Raw genomic sequence first — 21136 nt, forward strand, 5'->3', positions numbered from 1 at the left:
CACGACAAGACCATGAATTCACGCCGCAAATTCCTCACAGGCACCGCCACCACCGGCGCGGCCGCCCTCGCCCTCTCGGCCTTCCCGCCGAGCATCCGCCGCGCGCTGGCCATTCCCGCCAACAACAAGACCGGCACCATCAAGGACGTCGAGCACATCGTCATCCTGATGCAGGAGAACCGTTCGTTCGACCACTACTTCGGCACGCTCATGGGCGTGCGTGGTTTCGGCGACCGCTTCACCATTCCGTTGCCGGGCGGTCGCAACGTCTGGCAGCAGGCCGACGAAACGGGTGCGCCCGTGCTGCCCTACCACCTGGACCAGACCAAGGGCAACGCACAGCGCGTCGCCGGCACGCCGCACGACTGGAACGACGGCCAGAACGCCTGGGACGGCGGCCGCGCCTACCAGTGGGTCAGGTACAAGAAGACCGGCACCGCGCCGTACACCCAGGCCATGGGCTACCTTGAGCAGGCCGAGCTGCCCTACCAGTTCGCGCTGGCCAACGCCTTCACGCTGTGCGACGGCTACCACTGCAGCATGCACACGGGCACCAACTCGAACCGCATGTTCCACTGGACCGGCACCAACGGCCCCACGGGTGCGAACGTGGCCTCGGTCACCAACGAGTGGGACGACAGCTACACGCCGCCCTCGACCACCGGCTACGAGTGGAAGACCTTCCCCGAGCGCCTGCAGGCCGCCGGCGTCAGCTGGATCGTGTATGAAAACATGCGCGACAACTTCGGCGACAACCCGCTGGTCGGTTTCAAGCAGTACCGCCAGGCCAGCGAGGCCTCGGGCAAGCCGATCAAGAACACCGGCCCGGTGCCGGCCTACGACCCGGCCAGCGACGACGCCGGCAACCCGCTGTACAAGGGCATCGCCAACACGATGCCCGGCGCCAACGTGGACGAGTACCTGAACGCCTTCCGCAACGACGTGAAGAACGGCAAGCTGCCGCAGGTGTCGTGGATCATCGCGCCCGCCACCTACTCGGAGCACCCCGGACCGTCGAGCCCGGTGGAAGGCGGCTGGTACATCCAGGAAACGCTGGATGCGCTCACCGCCGTGCCCGAGGTGTGGAGCAAGACCGTGCTGCTCATCAACTTCGACGAGAACGACGGCTACTTCGACCACTACCCCTCGCCCGCCGCGCCCTCGCTCAACCCCGACGGCTCGCCCGCCGGCAAGACGACGCTGCCCGAGGCCGACATCGCCTTCGAGCGCTTCACGCATCCCAAGCCGCCGGGCACCACCAAACAGCCCGCGCCCGACGGCCGCGTCTACGGCCCCGGCGTGCGCGTGCCGATGTACGTGATCTCGCCCTGGAGCCGCGGCGGCTGGGTCAACTCGCAGGCCTTCGACCACACCTCGGTGATCCGCTTCATCGAGGCGCGCTTCGGCGTGAAGGAGCCGAACATCTCGCCGTTCCGCCGCGCGGTGTGCGGCGACCTGACGAGCGCCTTCAACTTCGCCACGCCCAACAACGAAGTGTTGCCGACGCTGGCCGGCCGCACGAGTCGCACGCAGGCGAACGACAAGCGCGCGGCGCAGGAAGCCCAGGCGCAGGTCCCCATGCCCGCCGATCCGCAGCTGCCGCGCCAGGCCGCCGGCACGCGCCCCTCGCGCGCCCTGCCCTACGAGCTGCACGTGAGCGCGCGCAACGACGCCACCAGCGGCAAGGTGCGGCTGCTGTTCGCCAACACCGGCAAGGCCGCCGCCGTGTTCCACGTGTACGACAAGCTCAACCTGGAACGCCTGCCGCGCCGCTACATGGTCGAGGCCGGCAAGACGCTGGACGACACCTGGAACGCGATGCTCGACAACACGGGCTTCTACGACCTGTGGGTGCTCGGCCCCAACGGCTTCCATCGCCATTTCCGCGGCGACCTGAACAGCCTGCGCGCCGGCGATGCGCCCAACCCCGAAGTGCGCGTGTGCTACGACATCGCCAACGGCAATGTCTACCTGCAGATGCTCAACGGCGGCCGCAACACCTGTAAGTTCACCGTGCGCCCCCGGGCCTACCGCACCGATGGCCCGTGGACCGCGACTGTGGCGGGCGGCACCTCGGCCGAGCAGCACTGGGACCTGGCCGCCAGCGGCGCCTGGTACGACTTCGAAGTGACCTGCGACGCCGACACCAGCTACTACCGCCGCTTCGCGGGCCGCGTGGAAACCGGCCGGCATTCGGTGAGCGACCCGGCCATGGGCACGGCCGCCGCCTGAGGCCAGGGCGACACCATGACCTCCCGCCGCAACTTCCTCACCGGCACCGCCACCACCGGTGCCGCCGCGCTCGCGCTCTCGGCCTTTCCGCCGAGCATCCGGCGCGCACTGGCCATTCCGGCCAACAACAAGACCGGCACGATCAAGGACGTCGAGCACGTCGTGATCCTGATGCAGGAGAACCGTTCGTTCGACCACTACTTCGGCACGCTGGCCGGCGTGCGTGGCTTCGGCGACCGCTTCCCCATTCCGTTGCCCAAGGGCCTCAACGTCTGGCAGCAAAGCGATGCCAACGGCAACGTGGTGCTGCCGTACCACTTCGACAGCCGCAAGGGCAACGCGCAGCGCGACGGCGGCACGCCGCACGACTGGGACGACAGCCAGCAGGCCTGGGGCGGCGGCCGCATGAACGAATGGGCGCGCTACAAGACGCCCAAGGCCATGGGCTACCACAAGCAGGCCGAGATTCCGTTCCAGTTCGCGCTGGCCGATGCCTTCACGTTGTGCGACGCGTACCACTGCGCGATGCACACCGGCACCGACGCGAACCGCTCGTTCCACATCACCGGCACCAACGGCCCGACCGCGCAGAACGTGGCCTTCGTCAGCAACGAGTGGGACTGGCTGGACGCCACCCCCAGCAAGGTCGACACCGGCTACACATGGAAGACCTACGCCGAGCGCCTCGAAGACGCCGGCGTGAGCTGGATCTGCTACCAGAACATGCCCGACGAGTGGGGCGACAACATGCTGGGCGCGTTCCGCCAGTTCCGCCGCGCCAACCGCGCGTCGCCCTACCCGGTGACCAGCGGCTACTACAAGGCGCCCTTTTCCGACACGGGCCAGAAGCTTCCCTTCCACGCCTACGACGCGGCCAGCGACAACCCGGGCAACCCGCTGTACAAGGGCATCGCCAACACCTTGCCCGGCGACAAGCCCGAGGACTACCTGGACGCGTTCCGGCGCGACATCAAGGCCGGCCGCCTGCCGCAGGTCAGCTGGATCAACGCGCCCTCGGCCTACTGCGAGCACCCGGCCCCGTCCAGCCCGGTGCAGGGCGCATGGTTCCTCCAGGAAATTCTCGATGCGCTCACCGCCGTGCCCGAGGTGTGGAGCAAGACCGTGCTGCTGGTCAACTTCGACGAGAACGACGGCTACTTCGACCACATGCCCTCGCCCTCGGCGCCTTCGCTCAACCCCGACAAGACGCCGGCCGGCAAGACCACGCTCGTCGCCGACGCCCTGAAGCCCGAGTACTTCACGCAGCCAGCGCCCGACGGCAGCACCTCGCAGCCGAAGCCCGACAACCGCGTGTTCGGCCCAGGCCCGCGCGTGCCGCTGTACGTGATCTCGCCCTGGAGCCGCGGCGGCTGGGTCAGCTCGCAGGCCTTCGACCACACCTCGGTGCTGCGCTTTCTCGAAACGCGCTTCGGCGTGAAGGAGCCCAACATCTCGCCGTTCCGACGCGCGGTGTGCGGCGACCTCACGAGCGCCTTCAACTTCGCCACGCCGAATACCGAGGCCCTGCCCACACTCGCGGGCAAACTGAGCCGGACCGACGCCGACAAGGTGCGCAACGACCAGCAGGCGCTGCCGCTGGTGCCTCTGCCGACCGATCCGCAGCTGCCGCGCCAGGCCACCGGCACGCGCCCGTCGCGCGCCCTGCCCTACGAGCTGCACACGAGCGCCAGGGCCGACACCCTCGCCGGCACCGTGAAGCTGGTCTTCTCGAACACCGGCAAGGCCGCCGCCGTGTTCCATGTGTACGACAAGCTCAACCTCGACCGCCTGCCGCGCCGCTACATGGTCGAGCCCGGCAAGACGCTCGACGACAGCTGGGCCGCGGCGACCGACAACAGCGGCTTCTACGACCTGTGGGTGCTCGGCCCCAACGGCTACCACCGCCACTTCAAGGGCGACCTCAACCGCCTGCGCGCCGGCGGCGTGGCCGCGCCCGAGGTGCGTGTCTGCTACGACATCGCCAACGGCAACGTCTACCTGCAGATGCGCAACGACGGCAAGGCCCCTTGCAAGTTCACGGTGCGCGCCAAGGCCTACCGCGACGACGGCCCGTGGAACGCGACGGTGAACGGCGGCGCCCAGGCCGAGCAGCACTGGGAGCTCGCCGCCAGCGGCCAGTGGTACGACTTCGCCGTCACCTGCGACAGCGACCCGGCCTTCTACCGCCGCATTGCCGGCCGCGTGGAAACCGGCAAGCACACGGTCAGCGATCCGGCGATGGGCTTGCCCGACCTCTGAAGACGTAGGCATGATCCCCCCGCGCCCGCCAGCGGCGCGGGGGAATTCATGCACGCCAAGGTCATCCGGTACTTCGTCGAAGTGGTTCGCGCGGGCTCGATCCGCAAGGCGGCCGAGCAGTTGCACGTGGTGCCCACGGCCGTCAACCGCCAGATCCTCAACCTCGAGGAAGAGCTGGGCGCACCGCTGTTCGAGCGCATCCACAACACGCTCAAGCTCACGCCCGTGGGCGAGATCGTGCTGGCGCATGCGCGCGGCACGCTGCGCGAGTTCGACCTCGTGCGCCAGCGCATCGAGGACGTGCGCGGCCTGCGCCAGGGCGAGGTCACGCTGGCCACCACGGCCGGTCTGGCCGACGCCTTCCTGCCGGCCGTGGTGCAGCGCTTTCGTGCCGCGCACCCCGGCATCCAGCTCAAGCTGCTCGGCCTGCCCATCGCGGCCGTGCTGCGCAGCGTGGCCGAAGGCGATGCCGACCTGGCGCTGGCCTACGACGTGCCCGGCACTGCCGGCTTTCGCACGCTGTTCAGCAGCGAGTGGCCGATCGGCGCGGTGGTGCCGCCGGGCCATCCGCTCACGGCGCACGCGACCGCGCTGCTGGCCGAGTGCGTGGGCTACCCGCTGATCCTGCCCGCGCCGTCGCTGTCGATCCGCCCGATCCTCGATGCCGCGTTCGAGCGCTCGGCCATCCGCGTGTCGCCGGTGGTCGAGACCACCTCCACCGCGCTGATGCGCCGGCTGGTGCGCGACGGCGGCGGCATCACGCTGCTCAATCGCCTGGACGTGGACGAGGAGCGCAACGACGGCACGCTCGTCTTCGTGCCGCTGCGCGACACCACGCTGGGCGCGCAGACGCTCACGCTCGAGACCCGCGCCGCGCAGGCGCCGAGCGCGGCGGCCGAGCTGTTCGCGAACCATGTCGTGGCCTGCCTGGACGACCTGCTGGCGCCCTGACATGCACCCTGGATGACCGTCCACTTTTTGTGCACAGGGCGCGTCATTTATTGACTTTGCATGTGCAAAGACATCGCTCCTAGACTGCCGCGCCGGTTCATCGGCAGGAAAGGTTCCCATGTTCTCGAACGATAAAAAGACCCCCGCAGGAGACGGCGAAGGGGTCGACCAGAAGCTTCCGCTCGCCCGTTGCGGCGCATTGAGCCTGCAGCACGTGCTCGTGATGTACGCGGGCACGGTGGCCGTGCCGCTCATCGTGGGCGGTGCACTCGGCCTCTCGAAGGCCGACATCGCCTTCCTCATCAACGCCGACCTGTTCGCCGCCGGCATCGCCACGCTGGTGCAGGCCATCGGCTTCTGGCGCTTCGGCATCCGCATGCCGGTGATGATGGGCGTGACCTTCGCGGCGGTCGGGCCGATGATCGCCATCGGCATGGACCCCTCGCTCGGCCTGCCCGCGATCTACGGCGCGACCATCGTGGCGGGCGTGTTCGGCATGCTCGTCGCGCCGCTCATGGGGCGCGTGCTGGGCGTGTTTCCGCCGCTGGTCACGGGCACGGTCATCACGCTGATCGGCGTGTCGCTCATGGGCGTGGCCATCAACTGGGCCGCCGGCGGCCAGCCCACCGCGACCCGCATGGTCGACGGCGTGGCGCACGCGGTGGCCAACCCGGCCTACGGCGAGCCCGTGAACCTGGCGATTGCCGCGGCCGTGCTGGCGGTGATCATCGCGATCACGCGCTTCGGCAAGGGCCTCATCGCCAACATCGCGGTGCTGCTGGGCATCGTGTTCGGCGTGGGCCTGTCGCTGGCGCTCGGGCGCATGCACTTCGACGGGCTCGAAGAAGCGAGCTGGATGGCCGTGACCACGCCCTTCCACTTCGGCCTGCCGCGCTTCGAGCTCACGGCCATCGCCTCGATGTGCATCGTGATGCTCATCACGCTGGTCGAATCGACCGGCATGTTCCTCGCGCTGGGCGAGATCACCGGCCGCAAGGTGACGACCGACGCGCTCACGCGCGGGCTGCGCGCCGACGGGCTGGGCACGGTCATCGGCGGCGTGTTCAACACCTTTCCGTACACCTCGTTCTCGCAGAACGTGGGGCTGGTCACGGTGACAGGCGTGCGCTCGCGCTACGTGGCGGCGGGCGGTGGCCTGATGCTGATCGCGCTGGCGCTCTTTCCGAAGATCGCGCACATCGTGGCCTCGGTGCCGCAGTTCGTGCTCGGCGGCGCGGGCATCGTGATGTTCGGCATGGTGGCGGCCACGGGCGTGCGCATCCTGGGCGCGATCGACTATGCGCAGAACCGCCATGCGCTGTACGTGATCGCCATTTCCATCGGGCTCGGATTGATCCCCACGCTGTCGCCCAATTTCTTCCAGCACTTCCCCGCCTGGACCCACCCGCTGACGCACAGCGGCATCGTGCTGGGCACGCTGGCCGCGGTGCTGCTCAATCTTTTCTACAACGGCGTGCTGTCGAAGGAACGCTCCTTCGCGATGGCGGCGCGCACTTCGCACGGCTCCGAATGACTTTTCAAAATCCACCTTCTTCCTCTTCGCCGCAGCGCCCGCCGCTGCTGATCGTCCGGCACGCCGACGTGCTCGTCACCATGGACGCCGCCCGGCGCGAGATCGCCGACGGCGCCGTGGTGATGAACGGCCCCGCCGTCGCCTGGGTGGGCGCCACGGCCGAGCTGCCGACGCCCTACCTCGACGCGCTGCGCAGCGGCCAGGCCGAGGCCATCGACATGCACGGCCATGTCGTGATGCCCGGACTGGTGAACACGCACCATCACATGTACCAGAGCCTCACGCGCGCCGTGCCCGAGGCACAGGATGCCGAGCTCTTCGGCTGGCTCACCCACCTGTACCTGCTGTGGGCGCGGCTCACGCCCGAGATGATCCGCGTGTCGACGCAGACCGCGATGGCCGAACTCATGCGCTCGGGCTGCACCACCACCAGCGACCACCTCTACCTGTTTCCGAACGGGTCACGGCTCGACGACTCGATCGAGGCGGCCGACGCCATGGGCATGCGCTTCCACGCGGCGCGCGGCAGCATGAGCGTGGGCCGCAGCGCCGGCGGCCTGCCGCCCGACGAGGTGGTGGAGACCGAAGCCGCGATCCTGCGCGACAGCGAGCGCCTCATCGACCGCTGGCACAACCCCGCGCGCCATTCGATGCGCCGCATCGTGCTGGCGCCCTGCTCGCCGTTCTCGGTGTCGCGCGACCTGATGCGGCTGTCGGCCGAGCTGGCGCGCGAACGCGGCGTGTCGCTGCACACGCACCTGGCCGAGAACGACAACGACGTGGCGTACTCGCGCGAGAAGTTCGGCATGACGCCGGCCGAGTACGCCGAAGACCTGGGCTGGGTCGGCCACGACGTGTGGCACGCGCACTGCGTGAAGCTCGACGACGCCGGCATCGCGCTCTTCGGGCGCACCGGCACCGGCGTGGCGCACTGCCCGTGCTCGAACATGCGGCTGGCCTCGGGCATCGCGCCCATCGGGGCCATGCGGCGCGCGGGCGTGCCCGTGGGCCTGGGCGTGGACGGCAGCGCGTCGAACGACGGCGCGCACATGCTGGGCGAGGCACGCCAGGCCATGCTGTTGCAGCGCGTGGGCTACGGCCCCGCCGCCATGACGGCGCGCGAGGCGCTGGAGATCGCCACGCTCGGCGGCGCCCGCGTGCTCGGGCGCGACGACATCGGTGCGCTGGCACCGGGCATGTCGGCCGACCTCGTGGCCTTCGACATGCGCGGCGTGGACCACGCGGGCGCCTGGCACGACCCGGTCGCGGCGCTGGTGTTCTGCACGCCGGTGGCGGCCGCGCTGAGCGTGATCGACGGCGTGGTCCGCATCCGCGACGGGCGCTTCACGGGCTTCGAGCTGGCGCCGCTGCTGGCGACGCACCGCGACCTGGCGCGCACGCTGTACGAGAGTGCGCGCCATCCGCACACCGCCTGAAAAAGCGGTGCGCCGTGCGCGTCAGCGGCGCATGGTGTCCAGCTGCGTGACCGGCGCGGCGTTGTTGCCCCACGACCCGCGGATGTAGGTGAGCACCTCGGCCACCTCGGTGGCGTCGAGCGCGTGCCCGAACGGCGGCATGCCGTAGGGGCGCGGGTTGCCGGCCGTGGCGGGCAGGAAGCCGCCGTGCGCGACCACCTGGATCAGGTTGGTGGGCCGCGCCATCGTCACCGCGCGGTTGCCCGCGAGCGGCGGGTAGGCGCCGGCCGCGCCCTGGCCCTGGTCGCCGTGGCAGTAGGCGCAGCGCTGGTCGTAGATCTTGGCGCCGCGCACCATCGCACCGGCGTCGCGTCGCACCGGCGCGGCGGGGGCCTTGGTTGCTTCGGGGGCGTCCTTTTTCACGGCCTCGGGCAGGTCCTTCAGGTAGATGGCCATCGCGCCCAGGTCGGCATCGCTCAGGTACTGCGTGCTGCGGAACACGACGTCGGCCATCGGGCCCATCACCGAGCCGCGCGGGGCGGTGCCGCTCTTGAGCAGCGCCACGACATCGGCCGCGGGCCAGTCGGCCACGCCCGCTTCGTGCGGATCGGCCAGCGAGGGCGCGTACCAGTTCTCCACCGCGATCAGGCCGCCCGAGAGCCCCAGCTTGGTTTCGGTCGCGCCCAGCGAGTTGCGGCTGCCGTGGCAGGCGATGCAGTGGCCCAGCCCACCCACGAGGTAGGCACCGCGGTTCCATTCGGCCGGCTTGTTCGCGTTCGCCACGAAGGGCTGCGGCTTGAACGAGAGCGCGCGCCACACCGCGAGCGCGGCCTGCGTGTCGTACGGAAAGCGCAGGCGGTGTGCCTTGTTTTCCGTGTCGGCTGGCGCCACGCTGCGCAGGTAGGCGTACAGGGCGTCGGAGTCTTCGCGCGTGACCTGCGTGAAGTTCGGGTACGGGAAGGCCGGGTACAGCAGGCGCCCGTCCTTGCTGCGGCCGTTGTGCATGGCGCGCCAGAAATGCGCGCTGCTCCAGCCGCCGATGCCGTGCGTCGCATCGGGCGTGAGGTTGGTCGCGTAGATGGTGCCGAACGGCGTTTCGAGCGGCACGCCGCCCGCGTAGGGCTGGCCGCCGCGCGTGGTGTGGCAGCCGGCGCAGTTGCCCGCCAGCGCGAGGTAGCGCCCGCGCTCGACGAGTTGCGGCGTGGCGTCGAAGGCTTCGGCGCGCTCGGGCAGCGGGTCTTCGCCGCGCAGGTTCAGCGCCAGCACGACGCCGGCCAACACGGCCGCCAGGGTGACCAGGCCCAGCAGGGCCCAGCCGAAATGTCTCAATCGCGCGGTCATCGGGTTCTCAGGGTTTCGCCGCGGTGGGCATGCCGCCGCAGGTGACGGGCAGCGGTGCGGGCAGCGAGGCCGCCGGGCGGGTGTCGGCCGGCATCGGCTGCACGGCCAGCCAGCTGGCCACGGCGTTGATGTCGGCGGTGGTCATGCGCTGACCGATCTGCGCCATGCAGTCGGGCGCGGGCGCATGGCGCTCCTTGGTGAGCCAGGCGCCGAGCTGCGACGACACATACAGCCGCGGCAGGCCCAGCAGGCCCGGAATGGCCGGCTGCACGCCCGTGAGCGCGGCGCCGTGGCACTGCACGCAGGCCGGGATCTGGCGCGCGGCGTCGCCCTCGAGCGCCAGTTGCCGGCCGCGCCGCAGCTGCTCGGGCGAGGCGTCGCTCTGCGGCGAGACCGCCGCGTACGGCAACGACAGGTTGGCGAAGTAGTCGGCCATCTCGCGCAGGTAGTCGTCCGACAGGTGCTGGACCATGTAGGTCATGTCGCTGTTGAAACGGCGCCCGTCGCGAAAACTCACAAGCTGGTTGAACAGGTAGCCCGCCGGCTTGCCCGCCAGGCGCGGGAAGAAGCCGGCGTTGGTGGTGGCGCCCTCGCGCCCGTGGCAGGCGATGCAGGCGGCCACGCGCTGCTCGATGGTGTCGGGCACGGTGGTGGTGGCAGCCTGCGCCGCAACCGGGGCAAGCGGCAGCAGCAGCGCCAGGGCCAGCGCTGCCCGGTGGAGCACGGCCTTCATCACGTGCCTGCCGCGAAATGCGCCAGGGCCAGCAGGCCCGCGATCAGCAGCAGGGCCATGCACAGCCCCACGCCGATCAGCGGCAGGATGCCCAGCTGGGCGGTCCGCTTGTCGGCGTCGGCCCGGCGGCCGCCCAGCCCGATGAAGCTCCAGAGTACGGCGCGCACCGCGCGCATCAGATTGAACATGGGTCCACTGTCGCGCAAACGGGGCAAAAAAAACAGATGCAGATCCAGCTCGATTCACCATATCAGATTAGAGTCCCCGCGAATGACAACGGCCCACCGATGAAGCGTTATGAAGCCCTGGCCTCGGACATCGAGGCCTCGATCCGCAACGGCACCCTCAAGACCGGCGACCGCCTGCCCTCCGTGCGCCACACGGGCAGCAGCCGCGGCGTGAGCGCCTCCACCGTGTTCCAAGCCTACTACCTGCTGGAGGCGCGCGGGCTGGTGCGCGCGCGCGACCGCTCGGGCTACTACGTGGCCGGCGGCGGCCTGCGCGACGCGCCGCCCGAGACCACCCTCACCTCGCGCCCCGCCGAAGGCCCGCGCGCGCTCGAGGTGAGCGACCAGGTGTTCGACATCCTCGAAGCCAGCATGTCGCGCCAGGTCGTGCCCTTCGGCTCGGCCTTTCCGAGCCCGCTGCTGTTTCCGCTGGCGCGGCTGGGCCAGTTCATGGCGGCCAGCGCCAAGGCGCTCGACCCGTGGCGCACCGTGGACGACCTCACGCCCGGCAGCGCCGCCCTGCGCCGACAGATCGCGCTGCGCTACCTGGCCGACGGCCTGCCGGTGCCGGCCGAGGAGATCGTCGTCACTAACGGCGCGCTCGAAGCGCTCAACCTGTGCCTCTCGGCCGTGACGCGGCCGGGCGACGCGGTGATCGTCGAGTCGCCCACCTTCTATGCCGCGCTGCAGGCGCTCGAGCGCATGGGCCTGCGCGCCATCGAGGTGCCGACGCACCCGGGCGAAGGCATCGACCTCGACGCGCTGGCGCAGGCCATCGCCGCGCACAAGCCGACCGCCTGCTGGCTCATGACCACCTTCCAGAACCCGCTGGGCAGCCTGATGCCCGATGCGAAGAAGAAGGCGCTGGTCGAACTGCTCGCGCGCCACGAACTGCCGCTCATCGAGGACGACGTGTACGCCGAGCTCTACTTCGGCGAGCGCCGCCCGCCGCCGGCCAAGGCCTTCGACACGCAGGGGCTGGTGCTGCACTGCTCGTCGTTCTCGAAAAGCCTCGCGCCCGGCTACCGCATCGGCTGGGCCTCGGCCGGGCGCTTCGCGCGCAAGGTGGCGCGCCAGAAGCTCACGACCACGCTCAGCACCTCGGTGCCCGCGCAGCTGGCGCTGGCCGACTACCTCGAGAAGGGCGGCTTCGACAAGCACCTGCGCAAGCTGCGCCAGACGCTGGCGATGCAGCAGGCCAGCTTCACGCAGGCCGTGGGCCATTACTTTCCGGCGGGCACGCGCGCCACGCGGCCACTGGGCGGGTACTTCCTGTGGGTCGAATTGCCGGCGCAGGTGGATGCGCTGGAGATCCATCGCCTGGCGCTGGAGCGCGGCATCAGCGTCGCGCCAGGGCCGATCTTCTCGGCCACGCGTGCGTTCTCGAACTGCTTGCGGCTGAACTACGGCCACGCGTGGGACGCGCACAGCGAGCAGGCCCTGCAGACGCTCGGGCGGCTCGTGGCAGAAGCGAGCTGAAACGACAACGCCCGCCGAAGGGGCGGGCGTTGTTCGGGCCTGTCGACCTACTCTTGCGGTTCCAGCGCGACCGGCGCCGGCGCCCCGTTCTTCTTGCGCGCCTGCAGCACGAACGCCACCAGCTGCCACACCACGAAGACCGCGATCAGCCCCAGCAGCGTGCCGCTGATGGGCCGCGACACGAAGGTGCCGAAGCTGCCGCGGCTGAGCAGCATCGCGCGGCGGAAGTTCTCCTCGAGCATCGGCCCGAGGATGAAGCCCAGCATGAGCGGTGCGGCGTCGAGCTCCAGCCGCATGAACATGTAGCCCATGAAGCCGAACGCGGCGGTGATGAACACGTCCTGCAGGTTGTTGTTCACGCTGTAGGTGCCGATGCAGCAGAAGAACAAAATCGACGGGAACAGCACGCTGTACGGGATCTTGAACACCGAGAGCCAGTAGCGCACCAGCGGCACATTCAGCACCAGCAGGAACACGTTGCCGATCCACATGCTGGCCACCAGGCCCCAGAACAGTTCGGGGTGGCTGGCGATCATGTTCGGGCCCGGCTGGATGCCCTTGATGATGAAGGCCGCCAGCATCAGCGCCATGACCGCGTTCTCGGGAATGCCGATGCTCATGAGCGGAATGAAGCTCGTGCGCGCCGCCGCCTCGTCGGCCGCCGCCTGGCCGGCCACGCCCTCGATGCAACCGGTGCCGATCTCGTGCTTGTACTTGCTGACCTTCTTGTCCAGCGCGTAGGCCGCGAACTGCGCAATGGTCGGGCCGCCGCCGGGCAGGATGCCCAGGATGGAGCCGACCACGCTGCCGCGCAAGGCGCTCGGAATGATCCGCTTGAACTCCGCCCAGGTCGGGATGAGGTTGATCTTGCCGTTGAAGGGCGAGCGCTCCTCGCGCGAGTCGAGGTTCTTGGTGATCTCGGCGATGCCGAAGCAGCCCAGCGCAATGCTCACGATGCCCACGCCGTCGGTCAGGAACGGCATGTCCATCGTGAAGCGCGCCATGCCGCTGTTCACGTCGGTGCCGATGGTGCCCAGCAGCACGCCGATCATGCACATCGCCAGCCCGTTCAGCAGGCTGCCGGTGGTCACGAAGCTCACGCACACGAAGCCCACCAGCATCATCGCGACGTAGTCCGCCGGGCCGAACAGGAAGGCCACTTCGCCCAGCGTCGGCGCCAGGAACGACAGCACCAGGATCGCGACCGTGCCGCCGATGAAGCTGGAGAAACCCGCCGTGAAAAGCGCCAGGCCCGTCTTTCCCTTGAGCGTCATCGCGTAGCCGTCGATGCAGGCCACGATGCTGCTGGCGTGCGGGATCTTCATCGTGATCGCGCTCACGCTGTCGCCGTACTGCGCGCCGTAGTAGATGCCGGCCAGCATGATCAGCGCGCCGGTGGTGGGAATCGAATACGTCAGCGGCAGCAGCAGGCTGATGGTGGCCAGCGGCCCCAGGCCCGGCAGCAGGCCGACCAGCGTGCCCACCGTGCAGCCGATGGCGCAGTACATCAGGTTGTGGAGTGTCAGGGCGTGCGAGAAACCGAACGCCAGGTTGTTCAGGACTTCCGTCATGGTCGTGGCCTCAGAAAAGCGGCAGGTTCAGGCCGAGCAGCTTCTGCAGCGCCAGCGCCATGGCGATCAGGCCCGCCGAGATCTTCACGTTGCGCAGCCACGAGTTGGAACTGCCCGCGAAGGCCGAACAGAACACCATGAAGACGATGCCCGCGATCATGTTCACGTACATCGAGATCAGCGCGAACCCGCACAGGCTCGACAGGATGAGTCCGATGTTCTTGAAGTTCAGGTCCAGCGTCACCGGCGCCACCACGAACGACCGGACCACGGTGGCCACGCCGATCAGCAGCAGCAGGCTGCTCACCATCACGGGGAACAGGCCCGGCCCCGCCCGGCTGAAGTCGCCGATGGGATAGCGCAGCGCGGTCAGGCCGAAGGCCAGCGCGATCGCCATGAGGAACAGACCTCTGACAAGGTTTCTATTTTTCATTCATACGCTCACGGAGTGTTGTGATTCGAATGCGCCCGCGACCGGTGAAACCGGTGCGGGCGTGTCTCCGTCCGGAGGGAGTCGCCGGACGGATCGATGCTCTTTTTGCAAGCTGATCGGAATCTGACGACGCCGCGAGGGGAACTACGTACCGGGCGCGAAGGCGGCAAACGCGCCCGGGTCACAATGCGCGGGGCCTCCTTGCGAAGGATTGCGGAACACCAATGAAGACACCACGCCACGCTCCCCGACACGCGCTCCTGGCGGGCGCTGTTGCCGCCTTGCTGACGGCCTGCGCAGCACCACCGCCGCCGGCGCCTGGCGAGTGGTCACCGCAGCCACCCAACCCGAACGCGCCCTACCCGGCCGAATCGCGCCTGAATGGCGAACAGGGCATGGTGCTGCTGCGCGTGCGCACCACGCCGGACGGCCTGCCGGCCAGCGTCGAGGTGAAGCAATCGAGCGGCCACACACGGCTGGACCGCTCGGCCGTCGAGACCGTCCGCACGTGGCGTTTCAAGCCGACGCCGGACGACGGCACGGTGGTGTGGCGGGAAGTGCCGATCCGGTTCTTCATCACGTCGCCGCCGCAGCAGCCGACGATGAATTAGAAACGCCCGTCCGGACGCAAGGCACGAGATGCCGCACGTGATTCAGATGACGCTCGACGAGCGTTTGCTGGACATTTCGGCGCCGGCCCCGTGGGCCCGTGCGCTCGATCTGATCCAGTCGACCTCCCGGTTCGAGTTGTGGGTCTCCGTGCCCGACGGCCCGTCGATGTGCATGCTGCGAAACGGCGAGAACGCATGGCTGATGTACCTCCGAGAGCCGGGTGACAGCGGCTTCAGGTCGTCGGGCGACCCACACCGGCCCGGCCTGGGAGTCTTCACGTTGAGCAACGGACAGGTCGACGAGTACCCGCTCGCGTGGTGCATCGACGTCGCACACTGCCGCCAGGCCCTCGTCGATTTCCGCGACCGCAACGGCGCGCGGCCCGAGTCGATCACGTGGTGCGACAGCTAGGCGGCGCGATCTTTCGCGGCCTCAGGCCGCCACCGCCACCCCACCCCGTCGCATCCGGCGCACCCTGAATAGCAGGAACGCCGCGATGCTCACGTTCACCAGGTTCCAGCCGATGCCGTTCAAAAAGGCCGCGTGGTAGCTGCCCGTCAGGTCGAACACCTTGCCCGACATCCAGCCGCCCAGCGCCATGCCGAACAGCGTGAACATCAGCACCGTGCCCACGCGCGCGCCGGCTTCCTTGGGCGGAAAGTGCTCGCGCACGATGATCGCGTACGAGGGCACGATGCCGCCCTGGAACAGGCCGAACAGCGCCGAGATCACGTACAGCGGCACCAGCCCGTCGAAGGGCAGGAACAGCAGCAGCGCCACGCACTGCAGCACGCCGCCCAGCATCAGCGTGCGCAGCCCGCCGATGCGGTCGCAGATGGCGCCCGACACCAGCCGGCTCACGATGCCGAAACCCAGCATCAGCGACAGCATCATCGCGCCCTGCGCCGGGCCGTAGCCCAGGTCGCCGCAATAAGCCACGATGTGCACCTGCGGCATCGCCATCGCCACGCAGCAGGCCACGCCCGCCACGCACAGCAGGCCCTGCGCCGTGCCCATGCTCAGGCCGAAGGGCCGTGTCATGTCGCGCACCAGGGTGCTGCCCGCCACCTGCGACACCGGCGCCACCTCGGCCAGTGCCGGTGGCCGTGCGCGGAAGAACAGCGCGAGCAGCGCCATCGTCACGCCGCAGAAGATGCCCATGCCGATGTAGGTCTGGCGCCAGCCCACCTGCTCGACGAAGTGCTGCGCGATGGGCGGCCAAACCGCGCCCGCCAGGTAGTTGCCGCTGGCGCACACCGCCACCGCAATGCCGCGCCGCTTGACGAACCACAGCGAGGTGTCGGCCACCAGCGGCGCAAAGGCCACCGAGCTGCCGAGCAGGCCGACCAGCAGCGCCTGCGCGACGGTGAAGGACACGATGCCTTCCGACAGGCCCGTGGCGATGTAGCCGGCGGCCAGGAAGACCGAGCCCATCAGCAGCGGCTTCATCACGCCGATGCGGTCGGCCAGCTTGCCCATGAGCACGCCGCCGAAACCGAAGCCCAGCATCAGCAGCGTGTAGGGCATGGAGGCATCGGCGCGCGCCACGCCGAACTCGGCCTGCACGGCGGGCAGCATGACCGACACCACGTACATGCCGCTGCTGCCGACCGTCATGACCAGCAGCGTGAGCGCCAGGCGCACCATGGCGTAGCGCGAGTCGGGCTGGTGGACGATGGTTGTCTCTGGGGTCGTCTTCATTCTTCTTGTCTCCACGCGTGCATCGGGTGGCGCACGTCGTGTGGCATTCTCGCGGAAGGCCGCGCCGCCTGCTGCGTGCGCCCTCGAGCATCCGACGCATGCCAATTACCTACAGACAAGCCATTCCCGAAGACACGCCCGCGTGCCTCGACCTGCGAGGCCGCACGCGAGAGAACGCCTTCTCCGTCGACGAGCTGAAGGCGCTCGGCATCACCTTGGAGAGCTGGCAAGCCGGCATCGCCGACGGCTCCCTGCCCGGCTACGTGGCCCTCGCCGATGGCGTGCTGGCCGGCTACTGCTTCGGCGAGCGGGACACCGGCGAGATCGGCGTGCTGGCGCTGCTGCCTGCGTACGAAGGCCAGGGCATCGGCAAGGCGCTGCTCACGCTGATGGTCGAAGAGTTCAAGAGGCTGGGCTTCCAGCGGCTCTTCCTGGGTTGCTCGCCCGATCCGCAGGTGCGCTCGCACGGCTTCTACCGGCACCTGGGCTGGAAGCCCACGGGGGCCTTCGATGCAGCGGGCGATGAAGTGCTGGCGTACGTCCCGTCCTGAGACGTTCGCCGCGGCCGGTGCGCTGAACGCCCCGGCAGCCTCAGCCCACGCACGGCGCAGGCGCCATCATCACCACGACACTTGACGACAAGAAGGCCTTCGGCATCGGAGTGCCGGGCTTGCGCTTGCCGTCGCAGGCCGCGGTCAGCAGGCCGAGACAGAGCAGAAGAACAAAGGCTGTGCTTCGCATGCGGCGCATGCTAAGCCCGCGAAGTGGCGCGTCAAGTCGGACGGCAGCGCCAGCCACCGTCGGTAAAACGAACTTTCTGCTTCAGCGCAAGAGGACTTCCGGGCGCTCGCCGGCCTGCAGGCGGCGCTCGATGTCTTCCAGCACGTTCGGCAGGTCGGCCACGCTGTCGATCACGTAGTGCGCGCCGGCGGCTTCCAGCTCGGCGGTGGCACGGGCGCGGCGGGCCTGCTGGCTGTCGGCGTCGAGCGCCTGCCACTCGGCCAGCGTCAGGCCGTTGACGTTGCCGCTGACCGACACGCCGACGACCCAGGTGCCGGCGTTGAGGCCTTCCTGCAGGCCCACGCCGGTGTCGTCGACCTTGACGACGGTGTGCGGCGGCCACACGCCGAGGTCGGCGAAGCAGCGGTACATCATGAGCGGAGACGGGCGGCCCGCCGCGAGGTCGCCCGCGCACACGAGGTTGTCGGGCTCGTAGCCGCCGGCTGCGGCGAGCGGCGTGACGACGTCCATGATCGGGCGGTTGTAGCCGGTGGTGGAGCCGATCTTCAGGCCACGCTCGCGCGCCGCGTTGACGGCCTCAAGGGCGCCCGGAATGAAGTCGGTGTGGTCACGCACGCTGGCCGCGTTCATCGGCGTGAACACCTCGTACAGGCGGTCGACGTCGGCGTCGCTGAAGGCATGGCCGTGCTCGGCTTCCCACTGCGCGGCGATGCGCGGCTGCGTGCCCAGGGCCTTGATGTGGTCCCACTTGGCCATGCCCATCGGGGCGCGGGCCTCGTCGATGGTGATGTCGATGCCGAACTGTGCGAACAGCTTCACGAAAGCGCCCATGGGCGCGCAAGAACCGAAGTCGAGGATGGTGCCGGCCCAGTCGAAGACGACGGCCTGCAGCCTGGCATGGTGATGGGCGTTCATGGCGACGAAAGAAGAAAAGGGATGAAGAAGGCGGTGATGCTCACCACGCGTCGAACACGTCGGCGGCAATGCCGAAGCCCGTGCTCGCGCCGCTGCCGCTGGTGACCAGCACCACGCGCGTGGCGTCGTCGGGCGCGTCGATCACGCAGGGCGTGGTCTTGGACGACGGGTACACGCCGGTCCAGCGTTCGGTGACTTGCGCGGTCTCGAGGTTGAGCGTGCTGCGCAGGTGGCGCAGGATGAGCTGGTCGACCGCTTCGATGGCGAAGGGTTCGGGCGCGTCGCCGTAGTGGTGCGAGTCGCCGACCACCAGCGAGCCGTCGGCGCTCTGCACCACGATGAGGTGGATGCCGTGGTCGAGCGAAGCGCGCTCTTCCTGCATCAGCCGCTCGCGCAGCGCCGCCGCTTCGGGCAAGCTGCTGTAGCCCTCGTAGCGCACCAGGCTCAGGTCGGTCATCACCGCGCCCGGCAGGCGAAAGCCGGCCTCGGGCTGCACGCGCAGCATCTGCAGGCGGCACAGCGTGAGGTCGTGCGTGGCGATCCGGCCGGCGAACAGGCCGTGCAGTTCGGTGTTGGTGCAGACCACCACGCGTTCGCCGCGCAGGGTGCCGCGCGAGGTGCGCACGCGCGGGGTTTCGACCTCGTGCACGGTCTCGCCGAAGCGGAACACGACGCCGTGCACCTCGGCCAGCCAGCGCGCGAGCAGGCCGACGGCGGTGCGCGACTCGACGCGCAGCTCGTGCGGGCTGAACAGCACCGAGCGCGCCTGCGCAAGGTTGAGGCCGGGCGCGCGCTCCTGCGCGTCCACGGCGTCGATGAGCGCGCAGGCCTCGGCCATCGGCGTGCGCAGGAAGGCTTCGAGCACGGCATGCGCCTCGGGCCGGTACGCCGCAAGCCAGAGGTGGCGGTGCACGATGTCGATGCCGGCCTGCGGCGCAATAGCCTGCCACACGTCGCGCGAATGCATCGCGCGGCGCCACATGTCGCCCGGCGCCTGGCCGGTGACGGTGATGAAGCCGAAGTTGCGGATCGATGCGCCCAGGCACGCGGCATCGCGCTCGACCACGCACACGCGCAGGCCGCGCTGCGCGGCGGTGTAGGCATGGGCCAGGCCGACGATGCCGGCGCCGACCACGATCACGTCGAAGCTGTCGACGGACAAGCTGGGGTTCATCAACGTTGTCTCCAGGCTTGCGTGCGCTTCAGCGCCCAGTGCCCGGCCAGCGCGAACAGGCCGCGGCCGACGGCGGCCGTGAGCATGATGAGCGAGGCCATGGCGGCGGCGGGTGCCACGTCGCCGGCATCGTCCATGTTGAGCACGGCGATGGCGGCCAGCGTGGTCTGCGGCGAATAGAGGAACACGACGGCCGACACGGTGGTCATCGCGTTGACGAAGAAGTAGCCGGCCACGTTGAGCACGGTGGGCAGCGCCACCGGCAGGTGCACGCGCCACAGCGTGCGCCAGAACGGCACGCCCATCGATTCGGACACCAGCTCGTACTCGCGGTCGAGCTGGCGCAGCGCGGTGAGCGAGGTGAGGTGCGCCACCGAGAAGAAGTGCGCCACGGTGCAGATCACCAAAATCGCCATGCCGCCGTACAGCCCGTGCAGCGGGTTCGCCGCCGAGTTGAAGAAGAAGATGTAGCCCACGCCGAGCACGAGCCCCGGCACCGCCAGCGGCAGGTTGGCCAGCAGGTTCAGCAGCTCGCACAGCAGGCCGAAGTGGCGCGGTTTCTCCACGAAGTAGGCCGACACGAAGGTGGCGAGCGCGCCCGCCACGGCCGCGCACAGCGCCAGGCGCAGCGAGTTGCCGTAGCTGCCCCAGCCGCCGCCGTCCATGTTGCTGAAGTCGTAGTTCTTCAGCGACGGTGTGAGCTTGTAGGGCCAGTAGCTGGCGAGCGAGGCGAACACGGCCATGCCGATCATCACGACGATGGCGATGGCGGTGAGCGTGCAGAACACGAGCAGTGCGCGGTCGCGCGATTTCACGGGCTCGGGCTGGTAGGGCGTGGCGCGCGCCGACAGCGCGGCGGCCTGCTTGCGGCGCACACGGCGCTCGACGAGGAACGACAGCACGGCCGGAATCAGCAGCACGAGGCCGACCACCGCGCCCATCTGGAAGTTCTGCTGGCCGACCACCTGCTTGTAGATGTCGGTCGCGAGCACGCCGGTCTGGCCGCCCACGACCTTGGGCACGCCGAAGTCGGTGATGACCAGCACGAACACGACCATCCCGGCCACGATGAGGCCGTAGCGCGACGAGGGCAGCGTGACGGTGCGGAAGATGCGCCAGCGCGAAGCGCCCAGCGTCTGCGCGGCTTCGTACAGACGCCCGTCCGAGGTGGCCATGGCGGTGGTGAGGATCAGCAGCGCATGCGGCAGCGTCCAGAACACCGAGCCGAGCACGATGCCCAGCGGGCCGTAGATCGACAGGTCGCCCAGCAGCCCCTTGAAGAGGCCCTGGTTGCCGAACAGGTAGATCAGGCTGATGGCCGGCAGCAGCGAGGGCGCGAGCAGCGGCATGAGCGCCACGGCGCGCAGCAGGCCCTTGGCGGGCATGCACGAGAGCGTGAGGCCGTAGGCGTACACGTAGGCGATGGCGGTGCACAGCACGGCGCTGATCACCGCGAGCAGCACGCTGTTGAAGGCCGACTGCACGAGCGCGGGGCTCTCGAGGTAGCGCGCGAAGTTGGTCAGGCCGACGAAGCTGCCTGCGCGGTCGTAGAAGCTCTGGCCGACGAGCGCGCCGACGGGGAGCGCGACGATCACGACGAGCAGCAGCACGACGAGCAGCACGGCGGCGCCGGTGAGCCAGCGTTCGCGGTCGAAGTGATTCGAACGTGGGATGGCGATCGGGGCGAGGGCTTCGGAAGGGGTGCTCATGTTGTTGTTCTTTTGGTGTCGTTGTTCAGGGCGCGTGCACAGGCCACCGGGTACTTCCCTCCGCGAATGTCCCCCGGGCTTCGCCCTCCTCCTTGATTTCGCTGCGGGA

The 21136-nt window shown here is 69.2% G+C and carries 18 protein-coding genes; 9 read left to right on the plus strand and 9 right to left on the minus strand.

What is annotated here, in order from left to right; genetic code table 11:
* The first annotated feature begins 12 nt into the window (after nucleotides 1-12).
* The 5 genes from AC07Y4_RS19495 to AC07Y4_RS19515 all read left to right on the plus strand — a co-directional run bounded on the left by AC07Y4_RS19495 (nucleotide 13) and on the right by AC07Y4_RS19515 (nucleotide 8412).
* A complete protein-coding gene (locus AC07Y4_RS19495) occupies nucleotides 13-2232 on the plus strand; it encodes a phosphocholine-specific phospholipase C (protein ID WP_369644678.1) in 2220 nt (739 codons plus the stop codon).
* 15 nt (nucleotides 2233-2247) lie between these two features.
* Nucleotides 2248-4491, plus strand: a complete 2244-nt coding sequence (locus tag AC07Y4_RS19500; protein ID WP_495274925.1) for a phosphocholine-specific phospholipase C — start codon at nucleotides 2248-2250, stop codon at nucleotides 4489-4491.
* A gap of 48 nt (nucleotides 4492-4539) precedes the next feature.
* On the plus strand, nucleotides 4540-5442 hold the full coding sequence (locus AC07Y4_RS19505) for a LysR substrate-binding domain-containing protein (RefSeq protein ID WP_447772652.1): 903 nt from the start codon (nucleotides 4540-4542) through the stop codon (nucleotides 5440-5442).
* Nucleotides 5443-5560: 118 nt separating this feature from the next.
* Nucleotides 5561-6976: a nucleobase:cation symporter-2 family protein gene (locus tag AC07Y4_RS19510; protein WP_487848012.1), complete on the plus strand. Its 1416-nt coding sequence runs from the start codon at nucleotides 5561-5563 to the stop codon at nucleotides 6974-6976.
* The gene (locus AC07Y4_RS19515) at nucleotides 6973-8412 is read left to right on the plus strand and encodes an 8-oxoguanine deaminase (RefSeq protein WP_487848013.1); all 1440 of its coding nucleotides are present in this window, start codon (nucleotides 6973-6975) and stop codon (nucleotides 8410-8412) included. The genes AC07Y4_RS19510 and AC07Y4_RS19515 overlap by 4 nt, the downstream gene beginning before the upstream one ends.
* A gap of 21 nt (nucleotides 8413-8433) precedes the next feature.
* Here AC07Y4_RS19515 and AC07Y4_RS19520 read toward each other — a convergent pair whose 3' ends face one another.
* Genes AC07Y4_RS19520 through AC07Y4_RS19530 form a run of 3 tightly spaced genes read right to left on the minus strand, consistent with a single transcriptional unit; the run spans nucleotide 8434 to nucleotide 10653 of the window.
* Complete coding sequence (locus tag AC07Y4_RS19520; RefSeq protein WP_487848014.1) at nucleotides 8434-9732, minus strand: c-type cytochrome; 1299 nt, start codon at nucleotides 9730-9732, stop codon at nucleotides 8434-8436.
* Nucleotides 9733-9739: 7 nt separating this feature from the next.
* Complete coding sequence (locus tag AC07Y4_RS19525) at nucleotides 9740-10465, minus strand: c-type cytochrome (RefSeq protein WP_307638396.1); 726 nt, start codon at nucleotides 10463-10465, stop codon at nucleotides 9740-9742.
* Complete coding sequence (locus AC07Y4_RS19530; RefSeq protein ID WP_056573062.1) at nucleotides 10465-10653, minus strand: DUF2970 domain-containing protein; 189 nt, start codon at nucleotides 10651-10653, stop codon at nucleotides 10465-10467. The genes AC07Y4_RS19525 and AC07Y4_RS19530 overlap by 1 nt, the downstream gene beginning before the upstream one ends.
* A gap of 99 nt (nucleotides 10654-10752) precedes the next feature.
* Here AC07Y4_RS19530 and AC07Y4_RS19535 point away from each other — a divergent pair, with 99 nt between their 5' ends.
* The gene (locus AC07Y4_RS19535) at nucleotides 10753-12171 is read left to right on the plus strand and encodes an aminotransferase-like domain-containing protein (RefSeq protein ID WP_487848015.1); all 1419 of its coding nucleotides are present in this window, start codon (nucleotides 10753-10755) and stop codon (nucleotides 12169-12171) included.
* A gap of 47 nt (nucleotides 12172-12218) precedes the next feature.
* Here AC07Y4_RS19535 and AC07Y4_RS19540 read toward each other — a convergent pair whose 3' ends face one another.
* Together AC07Y4_RS19540 and AC07Y4_RS19545 are read right to left on the minus strand one after the other, a co-directional pair.
* Entirely contained in the window at nucleotides 12219-13742 is a 1524-nt protein-coding gene (locus AC07Y4_RS19540) for a tripartite tricarboxylate transporter permease (RefSeq protein ID WP_487848016.1), read from the minus strand.
* Between the two features lie 10 nt (nucleotides 13743-13752).
* Nucleotides 13753-14175: a tripartite tricarboxylate transporter TctB family protein gene (locus AC07Y4_RS19545; protein ID WP_354345540.1), complete on the minus strand. Its 423-nt coding sequence runs from the start codon at nucleotides 14173-14175 to the stop codon at nucleotides 13753-13755.
* Between the two features lie 224 nt (nucleotides 14176-14399).
* On the opposite strand from AC07Y4_RS19545, the gene AC07Y4_RS19550 reads away from it, so the two are divergent.
* Together AC07Y4_RS19550 and AC07Y4_RS19555 are read left to right on the plus strand one after the other, a co-directional pair.
* Nucleotides 14400-14786, plus strand: a complete 387-nt coding sequence (locus tag AC07Y4_RS19550; protein ID WP_487848017.1) for an energy transducer TonB — start codon at nucleotides 14400-14402, stop codon at nucleotides 14784-14786.
* Nucleotides 14787-14832: 46 nt separating this feature from the next.
* Entirely contained in the window at nucleotides 14833-15198 is a 366-nt protein-coding gene (locus AC07Y4_RS19555) for an Imm1 family immunity protein (RefSeq protein WP_487848018.1), read from the plus strand.
* Between the two features lie 21 nt (nucleotides 15199-15219).
* Here AC07Y4_RS19555 and AC07Y4_RS19560 read toward each other — a convergent pair whose 3' ends face one another.
* Nucleotides 15220-16488 carry an MFS transporter gene (locus AC07Y4_RS19560; RefSeq protein WP_095948262.1) on the minus strand — a complete coding sequence of 423 codons (1269 nt, stop codon included), beginning with the start codon at nucleotides 16486-16488 and terminating at the stop codon, nucleotides 15220-15222.
* 98 nt (nucleotides 16489-16586) lie between these two features.
* On the opposite strand from AC07Y4_RS19560, the gene AC07Y4_RS19565 reads away from it, so the two are divergent.
* Nucleotides 16587-17039: a GNAT family N-acetyltransferase gene (locus AC07Y4_RS19565; RefSeq protein ID WP_487848019.1), complete on the plus strand. Its 453-nt coding sequence runs from the start codon at nucleotides 16587-16589 to the stop codon at nucleotides 17037-17039.
* Between the two features lie 271 nt (nucleotides 17040-17310).
* Here the strand turns inward: AC07Y4_RS19565 and phnX are convergent, their stop codons facing one another.
* Genes phnX through AC07Y4_RS19580 form a run of 3 tightly spaced genes read right to left on the minus strand, consistent with a single transcriptional unit; the run spans nucleotide 17311 to nucleotide 21027 of the window.
* Nucleotides 17311-18144, minus strand: coding sequence for a phosphonoacetaldehyde hydrolase (phnX, locus tag AC07Y4_RS19570; RefSeq protein WP_487848020.1), 834 nt, complete (start codon nucleotides 18142-18144; stop codon nucleotides 17311-17313).
* A 40-nt stretch (nucleotides 18145-18184) separates the two neighbouring features.
* The gene (locus AC07Y4_RS19575) at nucleotides 18185-19318 is read right to left on the minus strand and encodes a TIGR03364 family FAD-dependent oxidoreductase (RefSeq protein ID WP_487848021.1); all 1134 of its coding nucleotides are present in this window, start codon (nucleotides 19316-19318) and stop codon (nucleotides 18185-18187) included.
* Nucleotides 19318-21027 (minus strand): putative 2-aminoethylphosphonate ABC transporter permease subunit, encoded by a 1710-nt coding sequence (locus AC07Y4_RS19580; protein WP_487848022.1) that lies wholly within the window; start codon nucleotides 21025-21027, stop codon nucleotides 19318-19320. The genes AC07Y4_RS19575 and AC07Y4_RS19580 overlap by 1 nt, the downstream gene beginning before the upstream one ends.
* Nucleotides 21028-21136 lie beyond the last annotated feature (109 nt).

The organism is Variovorax sp. GW460-12-1-14-LB1, from assembly GCF_059423605.1.